At 69.9% G+C, this 17,410-nt stretch carries 19 protein-coding genes; 6 read left to right on the top strand and 13 right to left on the bottom strand.

Annotation, left to right across the window (positions count from 1 at the left end; genetic code table 11):
* Positions 1-4 precede the first annotated feature (4 nt).
* Together AB0J64_RS19485 and AB0J64_RS19480 are read right to left on the bottom strand one after the other, a co-directional pair.
* Positions 5-1,723, bottom strand: a complete 1,719-nt coding sequence (locus AB0J64_RS19485) for an ABC transporter ATP-binding protein (protein ID WP_364028506.1) — start codon at positions 1,721-1,723, stop codon at positions 5-7.
* Positions 1,724-1,856: 133 nt separating this feature from the next.
* A complete protein-coding gene (locus AB0J64_RS19480) occupies positions 1,857-2,426 on the bottom strand; it encodes a redoxin family protein (RefSeq protein WP_364028504.1) in 570 nt (189 codons plus the stop codon).
* Between the two features lie 330 nt (positions 2,427-2,756).
* Between AB0J64_RS19480 and AB0J64_RS19475 the strand changes: the two genes are divergently transcribed.
* A complete protein-coding gene (locus AB0J64_RS19475; RefSeq protein ID WP_364028502.1) occupies positions 2,757-3,566 on the top strand; it encodes a class I SAM-dependent methyltransferase in 810 nt (269 codons plus the stop codon).
* Between the two features lie 9 nt (positions 3,567-3,575).
* Here the strand turns inward: AB0J64_RS19475 and AB0J64_RS19470 are convergent, their stop codons facing one another.
* On the bottom strand, positions 3,576-4,454 hold the full coding sequence (locus AB0J64_RS19470; protein WP_364028500.1) for a TIGR03620 family F420-dependent LLM class oxidoreductase: 879 nt from the start codon (positions 4,452-4,454) through the stop codon (positions 3,576-3,578).
* Between the two features lie 31 nt (positions 4,455-4,485).
* Complete coding sequence (locus tag AB0J64_RS19465; protein ID WP_364028498.1) at positions 4,486-5,415, bottom strand: NmrA/HSCARG family protein; 930 nt, start codon at positions 5,413-5,415, stop codon at positions 4,486-4,488.
* Between the two features lie 119 nt (positions 5,416-5,534).
* Here AB0J64_RS19465 and AB0J64_RS19460 point away from each other — a divergent pair, with 119 nt between their 5' ends.
* On the top strand, positions 5,535-6,128 hold the full coding sequence (locus AB0J64_RS19460) for a TetR/AcrR family transcriptional regulator (RefSeq protein WP_364028496.1): 594 nt from the start codon (positions 5,535-5,537) through the stop codon (positions 6,126-6,128).
* Positions 6,129-6,161: 33 nt separating this feature from the next.
* Here AB0J64_RS19460 and AB0J64_RS19455 read toward each other — a convergent pair whose 3' ends face one another.
* On the bottom strand, positions 6,162-7,262 hold the full coding sequence (locus AB0J64_RS19455) for a winged helix DNA-binding domain-containing protein (RefSeq protein WP_364028494.1): 1,101 nt from the start codon (positions 7,260-7,262) through the stop codon (positions 6,162-6,164).
* A 274-nt stretch (positions 7,263-7,536) separates the two neighbouring features.
* Entirely contained in the window at positions 7,537-8,037 is a 501-nt protein-coding gene (locus tag AB0J64_RS19450) for a TetR/AcrR family transcriptional regulator C-terminal domain-containing protein (protein WP_364028492.1), read from the bottom strand.
* A 118-nt stretch (positions 8,038-8,155) separates the two neighbouring features.
* Between AB0J64_RS19450 and AB0J64_RS19445 the strand changes: the two genes are divergently transcribed.
* Entirely contained in the window at positions 8,156-8,719 is a 564-nt protein-coding gene (locus AB0J64_RS19445) for an RICIN domain-containing protein (protein WP_364028490.1), read from the top strand.
* Between the two features lie 178 nt (positions 8,720-8,897).
* Complete coding sequence (locus AB0J64_RS19440) at positions 8,898-9,512, top strand: hypothetical protein (protein WP_364028488.1); 615 nt, start codon at positions 8,898-8,900, stop codon at positions 9,510-9,512.
* A 20-nt stretch (positions 9,513-9,532) separates the two neighbouring features.
* Here the strand turns inward: AB0J64_RS19440 and AB0J64_RS19435 are convergent, their stop codons facing one another.
* From AB0J64_RS19435 to AB0J64_RS19425, 3 genes are all read right to left on the bottom strand, one after another.
* Positions 9,533-11,062 (bottom strand): helicase HerA-like domain-containing protein, encoded by a 1,530-nt coding sequence (locus AB0J64_RS19435; RefSeq protein ID WP_364028486.1) that lies wholly within the window; start codon positions 11,060-11,062, stop codon positions 9,533-9,535.
* 144 nt (positions 11,063-11,206) lie between these two features.
* Positions 11,207-11,947, bottom strand: a complete 741-nt coding sequence (locus tag AB0J64_RS19430) for a hypothetical protein (protein ID WP_364028484.1) — start codon at positions 11,945-11,947, stop codon at positions 11,207-11,209.
* On the bottom strand, positions 11,934-12,446 hold the full coding sequence (locus AB0J64_RS19425) for a SigE family RNA polymerase sigma factor (RefSeq protein WP_344987825.1): 513 nt from the start codon (positions 12,444-12,446) through the stop codon (positions 11,934-11,936). The genes AB0J64_RS19430 and AB0J64_RS19425 overlap by 14 nt, the downstream gene beginning before the upstream one ends.
* Positions 12,447-12,576: 130 nt before the next feature.
* On the opposite strand from AB0J64_RS19425, the gene AB0J64_RS19420 reads away from it, so the two are divergent.
* Positions 12,577-13,512: a hypothetical protein gene (locus tag AB0J64_RS19420; RefSeq protein WP_364028482.1), complete on the top strand. Its 936-nt coding sequence runs from the start codon at positions 12,577-12,579 to the stop codon at positions 13,510-13,512.
* A gap of 141 nt (positions 13,513-13,653) precedes the next feature.
* On the opposite strand, the gene AB0J64_RS19415 is transcribed toward AB0J64_RS19420, so the two are convergent.
* The gene (locus tag AB0J64_RS19415; RefSeq protein WP_364028480.1) at positions 13,654-14,451 is read right to left on the bottom strand and encodes a helix-turn-helix transcriptional regulator; all 798 of its coding nucleotides are present in this window, start codon (positions 14,449-14,451) and stop codon (positions 13,654-13,656) included.
* Positions 14,452-14,471: 20 nt separating this feature from the next.
* Between AB0J64_RS19415 and AB0J64_RS19410 the strand changes: the two genes are divergently transcribed.
* Positions 14,472-14,927 carry a nuclear transport factor 2 family protein gene (locus AB0J64_RS19410; protein WP_364028478.1) on the top strand — a complete coding sequence of 152 codons (456 nt, stop codon included), beginning with the start codon at positions 14,472-14,474 and terminating at the stop codon, positions 14,925-14,927.
* Here AB0J64_RS19410 and AB0J64_RS19405 read toward each other — a convergent pair.
* From AB0J64_RS19405 to AB0J64_RS19395, 3 genes are all read right to left on the bottom strand, one after another.
* On the bottom strand, positions 14,866-15,261 hold the full coding sequence (locus AB0J64_RS19405; protein WP_364028476.1) for a hypothetical protein: 396 nt from the start codon (positions 15,259-15,261) through the stop codon (positions 14,866-14,868). The genes AB0J64_RS19410 and AB0J64_RS19405 overlap by 62 nt on opposite strands.
* 109 nt (positions 15,262-15,370) lie before the next feature.
* Positions 15,371-16,348, bottom strand: coding sequence for an aldo/keto reductase (locus AB0J64_RS19400; protein ID WP_364028474.1), 978 nt, complete (start codon positions 16,346-16,348; stop codon positions 15,371-15,373).
* 116 nt (positions 16,349-16,464) lie between these two features.
* Positions 16,465-17,319 carry a helix-turn-helix transcriptional regulator gene (locus AB0J64_RS19395; protein ID WP_364028719.1) on the bottom strand — a complete coding sequence of 285 codons (855 nt, stop codon included), beginning with the start codon at positions 17,317-17,319 and terminating at the stop codon, positions 16,465-16,467.
* Positions 17,320-17,410 lie beyond the last annotated feature (91 nt).

Genomic DNA, 17,410 nt, shown 5'->3' with positions numbered 1-17,410 from the left:
CCCGTCAACCCGGTTCAGGGGTCGGCGCGTCCTGATAACCCGCGGCCTGCGAACGGAAGAGTTCGGCGTATCGGCCGTTCTCCCGCATGAGGCTGTCGTGGCTGCCTCTTTCGATGATCCGCCCGTCATCGACAACGACGATCTGGTCGGCCATCCGGACCGCGTTGAGCCGGTGGGAGATCAGCAAGCGGGTCGTGCCCGCGGTCTGTTCGTGGATCGTCCGGTGAACGTGCTCCTCCGCCTCGGCGTCGAGTCCCGCGCTGGGCTCGTCGAGGGTCAGCAGGTCGCGGTCCGCGCGCATCAGCATCCGTGCCAGCGCCAGCCGCTGCCACTGGCCACCCGAAAGTTGGACGCCTGACTGCTCGTCTTCCCCGCCGAAGTGCAGCTTGCTGAGCATCGTCCGGAAGCCCCGCGGCAGGCGGCGGATGGCCCCGTCGATCCCCGCCTTCTCGGCCGCGCCTTCGACGGCAGGGGGATCGTCCATCAGCGCGAGGTCGCCGATGCCGATGTTCTCCGACGCGGTCATGTCGTAGGCCATGTAATCCTGGAACACGGCGCCCATCCGGCGGCGCAGCGATGCGGGGTCGATCTCGCGCAGGTCGATTCCGTCCCAGGTGATGGCGCCCTTGCTCGGCTCGTACAGCCGGGCGAGCAGTTTGACGATGGTGCTCTTGCCGGCTCCGTTGAGCCCCACCAGGCCCATCGACCGGCCGCGCGGGATCTCCATGGTGACACCGCGCAGGACCCATGGGAGATCGTCCGCGTAGCGGAACCAGACGTCGTGGAAGACGATCGCTTCCCGCAGCGGCGGTGCCGGGCGTTCCGGCTTCGCGCGGACCGGATCGGGTGTCGCCTCGGCCAGCGCGTGATAGTGGCCCACCATCAGCAGTGCCTCTGAGGCGTGGCCGATCGCGATCGTCAGCGTGGAGACGGAGGATGCCACGGCCGGCAGTCCGACGACGAAGACCGCGATGCCGCCGGGGCTGATGATCCCCTGGGCGACCTGCCAGCCGGCGAGCGCGAGGGCGCACGTCATCACGATCGTCGAGCCCACGTCCAGCATCGACTGGACCCGCAGCGCCCGCTTGTCCAACCGGCGCTCGGCGAGGTGGATCGTGCGCAGTTCGGAGAGCATGCGCGAACGGAAGAAGTCGCCGAGGCCGAACAGGCGCAGTTCCTTGGCGGCCTGGGGCTCACTCTGCAGCCGGCTGTAGAAGAAGCGGCGGCGCTCCGTCGGACTGATCGTGACCTCGAGCGAGACTCGTTGCTTCGCGAGCCGGAGTTCGGCGACCAGTTGGGGAACGGCGGCCACACACGCCAGCGCGGCCACTCCCGGGCTGACCGCGAACAGGGCCGCAAGAAATCCCAGCAGCGACACGACGCCCTGAATGACCCTGGCCGCGACCTCCACCATCTGCCGCGGGGCGACCTGACCCGCCTGCTGTGCCAGCTCGATCCGGTCATGGAATTCGGGCTGCTCGAACGGCTGCAGCCCGTGCAGCTGGTTCAGCTTTGCGAAGAGCCGGTCCTGCACGAGGAATTCGATCCTCCGGACGAGCTCCGTCTGGAGGTAGACGACGCCGTTCTGGGTCAGCTGGCCGACCAGGAAGACGGCACCGATGCCCAGCATCAGCGCCAGGAGCACCGGCGTCCCGGCCGAGCCGCCCCCGGCCGATTCGTCGATCACGGTCTTGGTGAGCCACGCCCCGGCCACCGGCGTCATGCCGAGAAAAACCGTGCTGGAGACGCTCGCGAGTGCCGCCCAGGGGTGCGCACGCCACAGAATGCCGAGCGCAGCCCTCACTCGCGCGCGAACAGGGACGTCATCCATTGTTTCAGGTGGCAGACTCACCCGCTTACGGCCTTGCCGGATCCCCGTCGAGGAGTATGTCCGGCGTATTGCCTGAAGAGACGACGACGCCCTCTGCGTCTATCAGGAAGAAGGCTGGATAAGCTCTGACCCGGAATGCCGTTTGGAGCGTGCCGCCCAGCGATTCCTTGGTCATCGTCGCCAGGCCGTCGAACGTGCCGACCAATTCCTTCTCGGTCTCGGGCAGCATGCCCGGCACTTCCACCAGCACGACCAGCGACTTGTTCTCCTCCTTTCTGCGTTGTTTGAGAAGGTCCACGAACGCGTGCAGCTGCGCCTCGCAGGAAGGGCAATCACCGGCGATGAAACCGACCGCGGTGGTCCCGTCCGTCAGCCAGGATCGGGTGAGGTCCTGGCCCTCGACGGTGACCGTCGCGAACTCCGGCACCGGCACATCGTTCGGCAGCCCGCTCGGTGACCGGTGCTGACCCTTGTGGCGCGTCTCGGCGATGAGTTCATCCTGGTGGCGCATTCTGCGTACGAGCCCGAGGGTCAGCAGCAGATTGAGCAGCACCAGCGCACCGAGCAGGCACAGCGCGACGACGACGTACTCCATCCGGGAGGTCCTAGCAGTCGCTCAGAGTCACGCACGAGCAGTTGCAGCACCGCCGCCAGACGACCCGAGCCCCCATGGTGCAGCAGAACCACTGACAGTCGATCGAGCACCGGCTGCAGCTGGCCGCATCGGCCTTGGCCTTGGGGAGGAGGGTTTCGAGGAGTTTGTCCGAGAGTGTCTGGACTGATCTGAACATGTCCATCACCATCCTCTGGTGTTTGGCTGGAATACCAGATAAAGGTGATCTTTAACTATAGATCATGTTTTGTCCAGAGAGATCACGAGATCAGGACAATAAGTTAATCCCGCACGCGAGGGGGCCTTTCTGTCGTGACAAAAGACGTCGAAAGAGTGCTTCGGCACTACACGCTGAAGGACGAGGCCGGTCGACTCTGGTCTACCGCCCGTGGCGAACTCACTCGACGCCGCACCTGGGACATCTTCGAACGGTTCCTTCCAGGAAGCGGACAGGTCGCCGACATCGGAGGCGGGCCCGGCACGCACGCGTCGCATCTGGCCGGGCTCGGCTACGACGTGGTGCTGGTCGATCCGGTGCCGAAGCACATCGAACAAGCCTCCGCTGTCGCTGCCGGCTTCCCCTGTCATCTCGGAGACGCTCGCAGCCTTCCGCTCCCCGACGCGAGTTTTGACGCGGTGCTGCTGATGGGCCCGCTCTATCACCTTGCCGACGCCGCCGACCGGCAGTCGGCGCTGCGCGAGGCCTTCCGGGTGCTGCGGCCCGGAGGCCGGTTACTGGCCGAGGTCATCAGCCGCTACGCGTGGATCATCGACGCGACCACCCGGGGTCTTCTGGGTGATCGTGGTATCTGGGACACGTTCGAGCTGAATCTGCGTACGGGGCAGAGCAACACCCCGGACAGGCCCGATGAGGTGTTCTGGGCGTATTTCCACCGGATAGAAGAAGTGGGACCGGAAGTGGAACGGGCCGGCTTCGTCCACGAACGTCTCCTGGCCGTGGAGGGGTTCGCGGGCCCGCTCGGCAACCTCGAGGAGCTGCTGCGAGAGCCGGAGCAGCTCATGCGGGTGATCCGGCTGACCGAGTCCGAGCCGGCCATGCTGGGGATCAGCGCTCACCTGATGGCCGTGGCAGCGAAACCGGTCATCGACGTCGGGGCCTGACGGGCCGGTTCACCGGAGTCGCGCGGCGAGCCGGCTCCACTGGTGCACCGGCGGATGTTCGGGGGTCGAGGTGAGCACGTGGAGACTGACGTGGTCCGCGCCGGCGTCGAGGTGGTCGCGGACCCGGCGCGCGATGTCGTCGGTGTCGCCGGTGGCCACCAGCGCCTCGACCAGCCGGTCGTCGAGGGACTCGGGGTGGTCGAAGCCCAGGGCCCGCAGCAGCGTGAGCCGGTTGGGCAGGGCCGCCGCCGCGTGCGCGCGGGCCAGGTCGGCCGAGCGCGAGCGGGACGGGTCCAGGACGACGAGCTGGGTGACGGCCAGCAGTGCCTGCGGTCCGAGCAGTTTCCTGGCCTGGCGGGTGTGCTCGACCGGCATGCCGAGCGGATGGGCGCCCGAGGCTCGTTCGCCGGCGAGGGTGAGCATCTTCGGACCCAGCGCGGCCAGCAGCCGCGGCGGCGCCTGACGGAACGAGGGCGGCCCGAAGGGAGCGGCGTCCATCGCGTCCAGGTAGGCGCGCATGGTCGCCAGCGGCGGACCGAAGCGGTGGCCGCGTACGTCGGTGACCAGAGCGGGGTGACTCACCCCGAGCCCCAGCAGGAAACGCCCGGGGAACGCCTCGTCCAGGGTGCGCTGTGCGGCGGCGGCGCTGACCGCGTCCCGGGCGTAGATGCCGGCGGCGCCGGTGGCGATGACGGTTCGCCGGGTGGCCGACAGCAGCCAGGCCGCCTGCGCCATGGCTTCGCGGCCGGTCGTCTCGGGGAACCACAGAGCCGGATAGCCGAGGTCTTCGACGGCCGCTACCGCCTCGCGGACGACGGCGGCAGGGTAGCGGTCCAGCTCGCCCGCCCAGATGCCGACCTGCCCGAGGTCGATGTTCCGGCTGCTCATCGGACCTGCCCGAGGTCGATGTTCCAGCTGCTCATCGGACCTGCCCGGCGGCGTCCTGGGTGGCCAGGAATGCGGTGATCTCGGCCGCGCCGGAGCGGGCCAACCAGGTGCGCAGATCCATCACTCCGGGATGGAGCGCGCGGGTGAAGGAGACGTCGGCCCGCCAGCCTGGCCCGTTGAGCCAGCTGTAGGCGAAGGCGAACTCCTCGCCGGCCTCGGCGATCACCTCGAGCGGGATCCGGACGTACGGCAGCCGCCGCCCGACCGCCTCGGAGATGGCGGCGGCGATCTGTACGGGGGTCAGCTCGTCCCCGGCCAGGTCCACCGCGCGGCCGATCCACTCCTGCGGCCGGGCGAAGGCCAGGGCGGCGAAGTGGCCGACGTCGTCGACGGCCATGATCTGCTGCGGCACGTCGGCGGCGAACGCGGTGGCCACGGCGCCGTCGTGCAGGTGGTAGGCGCCGGTGTAGTTCTCCATGAAGGAGACCGGCCGCAGGAACGTCGCGGGCAGGCCCAGCCGGGTGATGTGCTGTTCGATCCGCCACTTGCTGACCACGTTCTGCGGCAGCTTCTCGGTGTTGTGGCGACCCGCGCCGGCGACCGAGGCGTAGACCAGGTGCCGCACCTTCGCGGCATGGGCGGCGTCGGCGACGTTGCACCCCCAGCGGACCTCGTCCTCGGCGGAGAAGCCCGCCGGGGTGCCCGGGGAGCCGACGGTGGGCTGGACGCTGAACATGCCGTAGGCGCCTTCGGCCACGGCGATCAGCGAGGCGACGTCGTCCATCTCGGCCTGCGCGAGCTGCGCTCCGGCCCGCGCCAGGGCCCGGGCGTGGGCGGTGCCTGGATCGCGGGTCACCGCTCGCACCGGCCGGCCGGCTGCGAGCAGCCGCGCGGTCACGGCACGGCCCTGCAATCCGGTCGCTCCCACAACGACGATGGTCTTGTCTTCCGTGATGTTCACGCTGGGTCTCCAGAGAGTCGAGCAGGGAGCAGCCACCCCGATAAGTGGGGTGCCCCTCCGGTTACGGTTGAGTACGATATGGAGGGCCACCCCGTTTTCGCAAGCCCGCCGGAGACCGCATGCCGCACGACAGCCGTACGCCGATGCCGCCCGCACGGCCGAGGCGCGCGGACGCCCGCCGCAACTACGACCGGATCCTCGCCGCCGCCACCGCGGCCATCGCCGAGCAGGGGGCGGACGCGTCCCTGGAGGAGATCGCCCGGCGCGCCGGCGTCGGCTCGGCCACGCTGCACCGGCACTTCCCCTCCCGGCAGAGGCTGCTGGAGGCGGTCTTCCGCGACAAGGTCGAAGCCCTGTGCGCCACCGCCCACGACCTGGCGACCGACCCTGAGCCTGGTCAAGCCCTGATTACCTGGCTCCGCGCCGTCGCCAGGCATGCCTCGTCCAACCGGGGCCTGGCCTCCTCGCTGATCCATGGCGCCCAGGACGGCGACCCCGCGCTGGGCGACACGTGCCACGACCTGATCGTGAACGCCGGGCAGGAACTCCTGGACCGTGCCTGCCAGGCGGGCGCCGTACGCCCTGACATCTCGATCATCGAGCTGCTCAAGCTCGTCAACGCCATCTCCCTGGCCACCGAGCACGAACCCGACGCCGCCGATCAAGCCGACCGGCTGCTCGACCTCGCCGTCAACGGCGTGCGGCCCGCGTAGGGGTTGCGGTGACCATGCGGGCTTACGTGTCGCTCACTGGGGAGACGCGGCGATCTGTACGCGGTCGCTGTCGTTGTCGGAGAGGAACGACGCCAGCGCCCGCCCCTCCTCGGCCACGGTGGCGCGGTCGTCTCGGGAGAAGCGGCGCAGCGGGCTGACGATCACGGTGCCGGCCTCGACGCTCCAGGTCGCGGCGACCCGGCCGTCGACCAGGACGACGCGAGCTCCGGCGACCGACAGGCCGCGGTGGGCGTCGTCGACGATCCGGCTACGGTCGTGGTAACCGAGGAGCGCGTTGTCGAACGCCGGCAGGAACCGCACCGGGGCGGGTGTGTCAGGGTCGGGGCGCGGGGCGTCGGGGAGGTCCAGCAGTTCCCGGCCTCGCTCGTCCCGGAAGGTGACCAGCTCCTCGCGTACCGCGGCGACCGCGACCGGCAGTCCGGCGAGGCCGCACCAGGCGCGCACGTCGGCCGTGGCGGCCGGGCCGAATGCGGCCAGATAGCGCCGTACCAGCGTTTCACCGACCGGATCGGAGCCGTCCTGGGACGGAGGGTCGATCTCGCGACCCAGCCAGGAGGAGAGCAGGACGTTGCGCACCCCCGCCCTGGTGCGCCAGAGCCCGCGCGGGGGCAGCTGCGCCACAGGGACGAGGGCGGCGATCAGCATCTCCCCCAGCGCCCGCGGCCCCGGCGACGGCCAGCGCTCGGCAAGCGCCCGCGCGAGCTCGGTCATCGAGCGCGGCTCGTCATCGGCCATCACCGCCCGGCCTGCCGCGGCGAGCTCGTCGAGATCTATCCCGGCGAGCTCGCGGCGATAGGTCCCGAGTACGCGTTGGCGCAGCATGGCGTCATGGCGGGCCCGCCAGGCGAGGGCGTCGTCGGCGGCGAGGAGGTGGACGGTGCGGCGCATGAGGTGGGTACGCACCACGCTCCGCCGGATCAGCAGGTCCGAGAGCACCGCCGGGTCGAACGTGCGCAGCCGCGACCAGAGCCCGACGAACGGTTCCTGCGGTTCCTGGGCCTGCAGGCCGCACAGGTGCGCGACGGCGTCGAGGACCGGTACGTCGGCGCGATCGAGCAGCAACTGCCGGGCGAGCGTCGCGCGGTTGAGCGCCCGGGTGTTGAGAACGGTCATCGGCTCATGCCCCACTGCGCTCGCCGAGTTGCTCGTCGCTGGGCCCGCGGACGGTGTCGGTCAGGGCGGAGCGCGGCACCCAGGTCGCCACGCGGCGTCGAGGGTTGAGAAGGCGTAGTGGTGGTCACGGCGTTCGGGTCCTTCGGGTCGCTGTCGTCGACTGGCACGCGACCACATTCGCAGGCAAAGCGGACAGGCAGTGTCCGCTTCTCAGGGCACTATGGGGGGTCATGCCGAAGTCCTGAGCCGGCGCGTCACCGCCGTTGAGCCGCGCCTACAGCATCGCCTCAATGCCCGCGACCAGCATGTCCAGCACGGACTCGAACAGCAGGCCCGGCTCCGTCGAGACCGAGTGTTCGGCGACCCTGGCCAGGTGCGGCAGCCCTCCGAGGGGGATCGGCGGCAGCCCCGTCCAGCCGGCCGGGTCCGCTCCGGCGGGCTGCCGGTCGTGCCAGGCGTCCCAGACCTCGGCGAACCCGGCCACCTGCAGCACGGTGATCGCCCATGCGCGATGGGCGTCGTGCGGGGACAGCCCGATGCGCAGGAAGAACCCCACCACCGCGTCGTCGATGCGCAGCAGCTCCGGTGAGGCCAGGGCGGTCAGGTCCTCGGCGCGGGCGAGGGCGAGCAGGCCCGGGTGCGTGCGGTACCAGGCGCGCAGATCCCGGCAGTACGTACGCAGGCTCTCCTGCCAGCGGTCCGGATCCTGGTCGCCGGGCTGGCGGCCGGAGGTGTGGTGACCGTGATCGAGGCGATCGTCTGATCCGGCTGCCACCTGCGCCGGCACTTGGTCGTGGTCACGGCCGCAGCAACACACTGGACCCCGCTCACCCGCACACATTGAGTACGAGCTACTCAAGCCATACCGGCCCCACACCCGCACGCTGGGTCACATGAGAGCACACATTCTTCGCTCGACCGGCCTCCGCGCGGCAGCCGTCACCGCCGCCCTCCTCGCCCTCGGCGCGACCGCCGTCCCCCCGGCATCGGCCGCGCCGTCGTCCACGGCCGTCTGGGCCGCCTCGAACGTCCAGCTCGTGAACCGGCAGACCGGCAAGTGCCTGACCATCGCCGGCGGCGTCAGCACCGAGAACAACGTCCACGCCGTCCAGTACACCTGCGACAGTCACCCCTCCCGCCGCTGGGACGTCTGGGGCTACTCCAGCGCGTACCTGCAGGTCAGGAACCGCCAGACCGGCAAGTGTCTCACCATCGCCGGCGGCGTCAGCACCGAGAACAACGTCGTCGCCCTCCAGTACACCTGCGACACCCACCCCTCGCGCTACTGGGCGCTCGGGAATCGCGTCGGCCAATACCTCGAATTCCGGAACGTCCAGACCGGCAAGTGCCTGACCATCGCCGGCGGCGTCAGCACCGAGAACAACATCGAGGCCGTCCAGTACACCTGCGACGGCCACCCCTCCCGCTTCTGGGAAATCCGCGACTACTACGGCTGACGCCAGTTATCGGGTCCGGGTCGACATCGCGCCGTCGGCCCGCGCCGAGTCCCTGGACGTCGGTTTACGCCGCCGCCTTTACAAAGTAGATCAACTTCTTGAAGGTACGACAGGGCTGATTCACCGGGCTGCGCGTGGGGATTGACCTTGACCTTAGGTCAGGCTGCACGCTGAACGGGTGACCTCCTTGACCTCCCCCTGGACCGGCATGGTGCCGATCGAGGCCGCGGCCGCCTCGTTCGAGGCGCACGTCCGTGCCGCACTCGTCGACGTCGAACGGCGCCTCAATGATCGGATCGACGATCTGATCGCGCGGCGTGACATGCTGCACCGCCTCGCCACCGGCGACCGGGCCCTACTGCCCGACCGCGTTCTCGCGAAGCTGGACAGGGTGGCCGCCGATCTCGGGTTCACCCCGGACGACGTGACGATGGCCCGCGAGGGCCTGGTGCTGATCAGGGCACTGGTGCCGGAGGGCTTCGACGACTATGTCGCCAAGGTCGAGCGCGCCCTTGACGACCCTCGGTACGTCTCCTTGATCAAGCGCATGTGGCGTGCCGCCGAGTGGGAGCCGGACGACCCGCGGGTCGACGAACTCGCCACAGCCATGGCCGGCTACTATCTCGCCCATCCCGCGCTGCTGCCCGTCCCGGCCGGACTCCAGGCCCGCACCGACGCCGCGATCCGATACAGCCTGCTCAGAGACCACGGACAAGAGCAGAAGCCGGCCTGGGCCCGGCTGGACGAGTTGGTCGAGGCGCATCTGCGCACGGCCGGCATCGACATCGCGTAGCGGTCTCCGACGGCGTGGCCTCAGCGGCGCCCGCGGCGGGCGGTGCCGAAGATGGACCGGGTGATCTCCCGGCCGAGAGCGGATGCCGCCGACCGCGCCATCGAGCGGAACTCCTTGGACTCCAGCACGCTCTCCAGCACGGACTGCTTCGGTTCGGGCTCCCGCTCCCTGGGCCTCTCCGGCCCGCGCGGCGCCTCCGGAGCGGGGCCGGCGGGAGTCTCAGGGCGCTGCTGGTCGGACAGTTTCGTGGAGAGAATCTCGTACGCCGACTCGCGGTCGACCGCCGTGCCGTACTTCTGCTGAAGCGGCGAGGCGCCGATGACGCTCTGGACCACGTCCGGGCTCGACGGCGCCATGAGCGTCTGAGGGGCGCGCAGGCGCGTCCAGGCCACCGGGGTCGGCGCGCCCGTCTCCGACAGGACCGTGACGACGGCCTCGCCGGTGCCGAGTTCGGTCAGCAGCCGTTCCAGGTCGTACGCGGACTCGGGGAAGGTCGACACGGTGGCCTTGAGCGCCTTGGCGTCCTGGGGGGTGAAGGCGCGCAGGGCGTGCTGAACGCGCGCGCCGAGCTGGGCCAGCACGTCGCCCGGCACGTCCTTCGGCGTCTGGGTGACGAAGAACACGCCCACCCCCTTCGACCGGATCAGCCGCACGGTCTGGGTGATCGACTGCAGGAACGCCTTGGACGCGTCGTCGAACAGCAGATGCGCCTCGTCGAAGAAGAACACGAGCTTCGGCTTGTCGACATCGCCCACCTCGGGCAGCACGTGGAAGAGGTCGGCGAGCAGCCACATCAGGAAGGTGGAGAAGAGCTGCGGCCGGTCCTGCACGGCGGGCAGCTCGAGGATGGAGATCATCCCGTGGCCGTCGGGCGTCACCCGGAGCAGGTCGCGCACGTCGAACTCCGGCTCGCCGAAGAACGCCTCCGCCCCCTGCGCCTCGAAGTTGGTCAACGTCCGGAGGATGACCCCCGCCGTCGCCGCCGACAGCCCGCCGATGCCGCTCAGCGCCTCAGGTGTGGCGGTCAGATACTGGATGACCGCGATCAGGTCCTTGAGGTCCAGCAGCGGCATTCCGTTCTTGTCGGCGAAGTAGAAGATCAGTCCGAGCGACGACTCCTGCGTCTCGTTGAGCCCGAGGACCTTGGCGAGCAGGGTCGGCCCGAAGGCGGTCATGGTGGCGCGGATCGGAACCCCGGCCCCCAGACCGCCCAGGGAGAGGAACTCCACCGGACAGGCCGCGGGCTGCCATGCCTGGCCGACCTCGGCGGCACGCCGGGTGACGCGATCGGCGGCCGTGCCCGGCGAGGCCAGCCCCGACAGGTCGCCCTTGATGTCGGCGAGGAACACCGGCACGCCCTGGGCCGCGAGCTGCTCCGCCATGAGCTGAAGGGTCTTCGTCTTGCCCGTTCCGGTGGCCCCCGCCACCAGTCCGTGCCGGTTCAGCGTGCTCAGGCCGATCCGGATCTGTTCGGAGGGGTCGGCGGTGCCGTCCTCACGCACCAGGGCGCCGAGTTCGAGCGCCGGCCCCTCGACGTCGTACCCCTTCATCAGATCTCCCCTCGTAGATCGGACCGGCTGGACGGCCCCCGACGCCCAGCCGGCCCGATCTACCACTCGCGCGACAGCACTGGATGCCCGCAGTGTTGTTACCCATCGTGATGGATATGTCACAGAGTGAGCAGGCAGAAGGTCCTAGTTGTCGGCGGTGAGCCCTTCGGCGATCTTGGTGAGCTCGCGTTCGACGGCCTTGGCGTTGGGGAATTTCTTCACGTACGCAGGGCTGAACATGATCTCGGCCCGCCGCTGCTCCCCCATGTTCAGGATGAGCGTGGGGGTGCCCGCCATGCCGTCCTCGCCGACGTTCGCGATGACCGCGTAGCCGGTCCGGTCGCCGACGGTCACCTCTTCGCCCTCCCCCTCGTCGCGATGCGCCTGCACGCGCTCGTCGACCTGCTGGACGGCCTCACCCTCGTACACGAAGATCTGCACGCAGTAGAAGCCGTTCTTGTCGCCGTCGAAGTTCCACGAGGTCGAGTAGCTGTCGCCGTAGTCCACCGACCAGTGGGACCACTTCAGGCCCTCGGGCAGGTAACCCACCTTGACGTGCTTGAGCGTCTTCCCGTCGCCCAGGTCCCCGAGGCTGGGGGGATCGGACGGCACAGGCGGGGTGTCGTCGATGGCGGGCGGATCCGGTGTCTCGGAGACGGCCGGCGTCTCCGAGACGGTGGGCGTCTGCATGGCGCCCGGGGCCGCTGTCAGGTAGAGGGGGCCTGCCGCGATGACGGCCACCGACGTGGCCAGGGCCGCGACCCTGCCCCGCGTCCTCTTCCGCCTGGTGGACCGGACGACCCGGTCCACCAGGTCCGGCGCGGCGTGCAGCCGCGCGGTCTCGTCCGCCATGACCTGGCGGAGCCTTTCCTCAAGCGTGGGCATTGCCGATCACTCCTTCCACGGATGTCTCGCCGAGCGCTGCACGCAGCTTGGCCATGGCCTTCGACGTCTGGCTCTTCACCGTGCCGACCGTGCAGCCGAGCACCTCCGCGGTCTGCGCCTCGCTGAGGTCCTCCCAGTACCGCAGGACGACCACGGCGCGCTGCCGGGGAGGCAGGTCGCGCAGCGCGTCCATGAGCAGGTGGCGCAGATCGACGTCGGTCGAGCGCGCCGCCCTCTCCGGCAGGATGCGCATCGGGATGATGCTCAGGATCGCCCGGCGGCGGGCCCGGCTGATGGCGGTGTTGATGATGACGCGGCGCACATAGGGCTCGGGGCTGTCGTGCCGCACCCTGTCCCAGTTCCTGTAGGTACGCTCCAGCGCTGTCTGCAGCAGGTCCTCCGCCTCCGCCTCGTTCCCGCAGGCGAGATAGGCGACCCGCAGCAGGGTCGTGGCCCTTGCGGCCACGAATGCGCCGAAGTCGTGCTCCGCGCCGCTCACGTGTGTCTGTCCCGTTTCACGCCTCCTAATACGCCTTGGATCCTCCAACAGTTGCCCGAGTGCCGCAGGCAACCTTGTGAGGCGCCCAGGCGTATTGGTGGACATCACTTCGGACCTCTGGAGGAAACAGATGAAGCTCGCGACAGCACCGGCCCGGCCGCTGATCGCCGTAGGGGCCGGCCTGGCCGCCGTGGGCACCGCCGCCCTGCTGGGCCTGCCGAGCGTCGTGAAGGCACCGGAGACGCGGCTCGCGGCCGCCGCGTCGGCTCCGCCGGAAGGCGCCTACTGGCATACGAGGGTGCTGTTCAAGCGCACCAGTCCCCGCCAAATGGGCAGCGGCGCGAATCGCTACTGGGTGGAGGAGCAGGATCTCAGCGAGGAATGGACCGCACCCGACGGCAAGGCCTGGTTCGGATACCGGAAGGCGGGGGCGTACCCGAAGAGCGAGGCGGACCGGAAGGCGTGGCGCCGCGACGGCTCGCCGGCCAAGTGGACCCGCACGGCCGACGGCCAGGTCGTGAAGCTGTCGACCGAGCCGGACAAGGGCCACGTCGGGCCCGTACGTGGCAACAACGACAAGTTCTTCCTGGCCGACCAGCAGCTGACGTACGACGAGGTCCAGCGACTGCCCGCGGACCCGAACGCGTTGAAGTCCTGGCTGGCGGAGGCCGCGCGGGTCTCACGGGTCAAGGAGAACAACGTGGACTCGTACGTCACCGGGGCGCTGCCGGGGCTGCTCTATCAGCTTCCGGCGCCCAAGAACGTCCGCGCCGCGGCCTACCAGCTCTTGCTGACGATGCCCGGTGTCCGTTCGCGGGGAGAGACCAAGGACAGCATGGGCAGAGCCGGCGCGGCCCTCTCGATCGAGCGCCCGGATGCCGTTCAGACGGGCAAGACGTTCACGAGCAAGACCGATCTGATCGTCGACACCAGCACGATGCTTCTGCTGTCCGAGAACCACACGAGCACGATCGACGGCAAGCTGTTCCTCAACAAGACCACCACCCAGACCGTGCTCGAGGCGGGCTGGACCAACACCGCGCCGGCCGTGCCCGCCCTGCCGTAGCGTTGCCCGCACCAGCCTGCGACGCCGGCGAGTCCATCGCCGGCTTCCGTCGCCCCGCGCTCCTTCGCGAGCGCGGGGCGGTGCCCGCCGGAAGCTGAGCCCAGCCACTCGCCGGTCGGGATGTCCGAGGCTCCGGCTCCTTCACGGCGTGATTACCGCGCCGGCTCGGGCGTCGGCGTCGGGCTTGGTGAAGTAGGCGGCGCTCTCCTCGTCCGCCGGGTAGTACGACTCGATCGCGACCTCGTCCAGCGTGATGTCCATCGGCGTGCCGAACGTGGTGGTGGTCGAGAACAGCCGCACTTCTCGCCCGCCGAAGCAGAAGATCATCGGGATCACGACCTCGGACTCGATCGGGTGGCTCGCGTCGTCGGAGTAGGGCGCCAGCAGCTCCTCGTAGAGCGCGGTGAGCTCGGGGTCGGGAGCAGTGGCGAGCTGACGCGTGATGCGGGTACGGAGCACCCCCCGCACCTCGGCCAGATTGACGATGTGTGGAGCGAGCCCGCGCGGGTCCAGTCCCAGCCGCACCATGTTGATCGGCGGCTTCAGCAGCTCGGGGGCGACGTCCGCGAGGAACGGGTCGAGAGCGCGATTGGTCATCACGATGTTCCACCGGCGATCGATGACCAGCGCCGGGAACGGCTCGTGCGCGCGGAGCACCCTTTCGACCGCGCCCCAGGCCGCCGACAGCGTGTCCCCGTCGAGCGGCCGCTCGGCGTACCGGGGTGCGAAGCCGGCGGCGAGCAACAGCCGGTTGCGCTCACGCAGCGGCACACCGAGCTGATCCGCGAGCCGGAGGACCATGTCGGCGCTCGGTTTCGACTTGCCGGTCTCCACCAGGCTGACGTGACGGGCTGAGACGTCGGCGGCGATCGCGAGATCGAGTTGGCTGATCCGCCGGCGATGCCGCCACTGCCGCAGCAGCTCCCCCACCGTGTACATGATCGCCGATGCTACTCCTCGTGGCGCCGTACGCCATGAAATGGGAGTTCATCGACAACCGTCGCGACGGCGGAAACACTGCCTCCATGACTGCAGAGAACAAGAGCATCGTCCAACGCGCCCTGACGGAACTGGTCGGAACAGGCGACGTCGAAGCGCTGGCGCCGTTGCTGAGCGATGACTTCGTCCATCACCGGCCGGATTCGACCTCGTCGACCAAGGCGGAATGGCTCGCCGCCGTACGCACCGCGCTCGTCCCGCTCGCCGACATGCGGGTCGAGATCCATCACGTGCTGGCCGACGGTGATCATGTCGTGATGCACTCGCGGCGCTGGCTTCCCGGCGCGGAGCCGGGGATCGCGGTCGTCGACATCTGGCGGCTCGACGACGGTCTGATCGCCGAGGGGTGGGAGATCATCGAGCCGGTGGCGCAGGCGGCCGCCCATCTGGTGTGGTGGGAATCCGCTGATCGCTGACCTGGCCCCGAGGCCGGTGTTCGTCGAGGGCCGCGGTGAGCAGGGCGCGGGCCGACCAGCGCATGGTGTCGGCCGCTTGCCGGCGGGTGAGTCCGGCGATGTCGGTGAGCCAGATCAGCGACGCGATGCCGGTGGCCGAGCGTATGGTCACGGCCAGCCGGTGCAGGTCGAGGCCGGGGTGGGTGTGGGCGAGCGGGGTCAGGGCGTCTCCGATCCAGCCGATGGCCCGCCCGCCGCGCAGAGGCGGCCGGCCGGTGTCGGGGTGCAGGGACAGGCGCAGCGAGGTGCGCAGTTGCGGTTCCCAGTCGAGGGTGAGCTGGATGAAGGCGGCCATCACGACGTCCAGCCGGGCCTCGGGGTCGGCCGGCGGGACGGCACTCGGTCCACAGGCGTGAGGCCGCGTCCGGGTGGCGAGGAGGCGACCCCGCCAGGCCGGCCGGTCCTCAGCGTTGGATCATCCGCATCTGCTCCTCGTTGTGGTCCTCGCCGGCGGCCGGGGGCAGGTTGTCGAGCTTGGCGAGCTGCTCGGCACTCAGTTCGACGGCGTCGGCGGCGACGTTCTCCTCGACGCGGGCGACCCGCTTGGTGCCGGGGATGGGGGCGATGTGCTCGCCCTTGGCCAGCAGCCAGGCCAGCGCGACCTGCGCCGGGGTGAGGCCCGCCTCGGCGGCGATGGCCTGCACCTCGTCGGCGAGGGCGAGGTTGCGCCGGAAGTTCTCGCCCATGAAGCGCGGGCTGGTCCTGCGCCAGTCGGTGTCGTCGAACTCCTCGGGCGAGCGGATCGCGCCGGTGAGGAAGCCGTGCCCGAGCGGCGAGTACGGCACGAAGCCGATGCCCAGCTCGCGCAGCACCGGCAGCACCCGCTCCTCGACGTCCCGGGTCCACAGCGAGTACTCCGACTGCACGGCGGCGACCGGGTGCACGGCGTGGGCGCGGCGGATCGTCTCCGGCCCGGCCTCGGACAGGCCGATGTGCCGGATCTTGCCCTGCTGCACGAGTTCGGCCAGGGTGGCGACGGTGTCCTCGATCGGGGTGTCCGGGTCGACGCGGTGCTGGTAGTACAGGTCGATGTACTCCGTGCCCAGGCGCTTGAGCGAGCCCTCCACGGCGGTGCGGATGCCGGCCGGGCTGCTGTCGAGGCGGCCGGGGCCGCGGCCGGTGTGCGAGATCATGCCGAACTTGGTCGCCACGACGACCAGGTCGCGGCGGCCCTTCAGGGCCTTGCCGACGAGCTCCTCGTTGGCGTACGGGCCGTAGACCTCGGCGGTGTCGAGGAAGGTGACGCCCAGCTCGAGCGCGCGGTGGATGGTGCGGATGGACTCGGCGTCGTCGCTGCCGGCGCCGGTGTAGCCGAAGGACATGCCCATCGCGCCCAGGCCGATGCGGGAGACGTCCAGGTCTCTCAGTGTGGTGTGCTTCATGATCACCTTTCTGGTCCAGGCGGCCTGTCACGCTCCATCAAACAGCCGCGTGCCGGCATGCGGCAGGGCCTGCCGTTACAGGTAATGGCAGAACCCCCCAGCCGGGGATGCGCCGGTCAGGTCAGGAGGTCCTGGGTGGCGGCCCAGCTGGCGAGCATCTTGAGCGCGTCGGCGGCGGGGCTGTCGGGGGTGGCGGTGTAGACGTTGAGGGTCAGGCCGGGCTCGGAGGGCAGCTCCATCGATTCGAAGTCCAGCTCGAGCCGGCCGACCACCGGATGGTGCAGCCGTTTGCGGCCGCTGCGGTGGAACTGCACGTCGTGGGAGGCCCAGCGCTGCCGGAAGATCTCGCTTCGGGTCGAGAGCTCACCGACCAGCTCGATCAGCGCCCGGTCGTGCGGGTTACGGCCCGCCTCCAGCCGCAGCATGGCGGCGGCGTCGTTGGCGATGCGGTCCCAGTCGACGAAGAACGCGCGCGCGGCCGGGTCGAGGTAGATGAAGCGGGTGGTGTTCGCCGGGCGGCGCGGATCAGCCAGAACGGGTGCGTACAGGGCGCGCGCCAGCCGGTTCATGGCGACGATGTCGTGGCGGCCGTTGCGTACCCAGGCCGGCGCGTCGGTGATGGCATCCAGCACCTGCTGGATCACGGGCCGCACCGTGGCCGGCGGCGTACGGCGGCGGGTCTGGCCCGGGCCGGCGGCCCGGGCCAGGGTGAACAGGTGCTCCCGCTCGGCCTCGTCCAGCTGCAGAGCGCGGGCCAGGGCGTCCAGCACACTGTCGGAGGCACCGGACAGGTTCCCCCGCTCCATGCGGACGTAGTAGTCGATGGAGACCCCGGCCAGCATCGCGACCTCCTCCCGCCGCAGCCCCTGGACACGACGGTTGCCGCCGTAGGCAGGCAGCCCCGCCTGCTCGGGAGTGATCCGCGCCCGCCGCGAACTGAGAAACTCACGTACTTCCGCACGAACGTCGATCTGGCCCATAACCCCAGGGTAAGCACGGTGACGGCAGCGAAGGAGGTAAGGCTGTTACCCCCGAACGAGCGCCACTCCCTTGGCCGCGCGG

The sequence above is a fragment of the Nonomuraea sp. NPDC049695 genome, from assembly GCF_040674955.1.
GTDB classification, from domain to species: domain Bacteria; phylum Actinomycetota; class Actinomycetes; order Streptosporangiales; family Streptosporangiaceae; genus Nonomuraea; species Nonomuraea helvata.
This window is presented reverse-complemented; position numbering and strand designations above follow the sequence as displayed.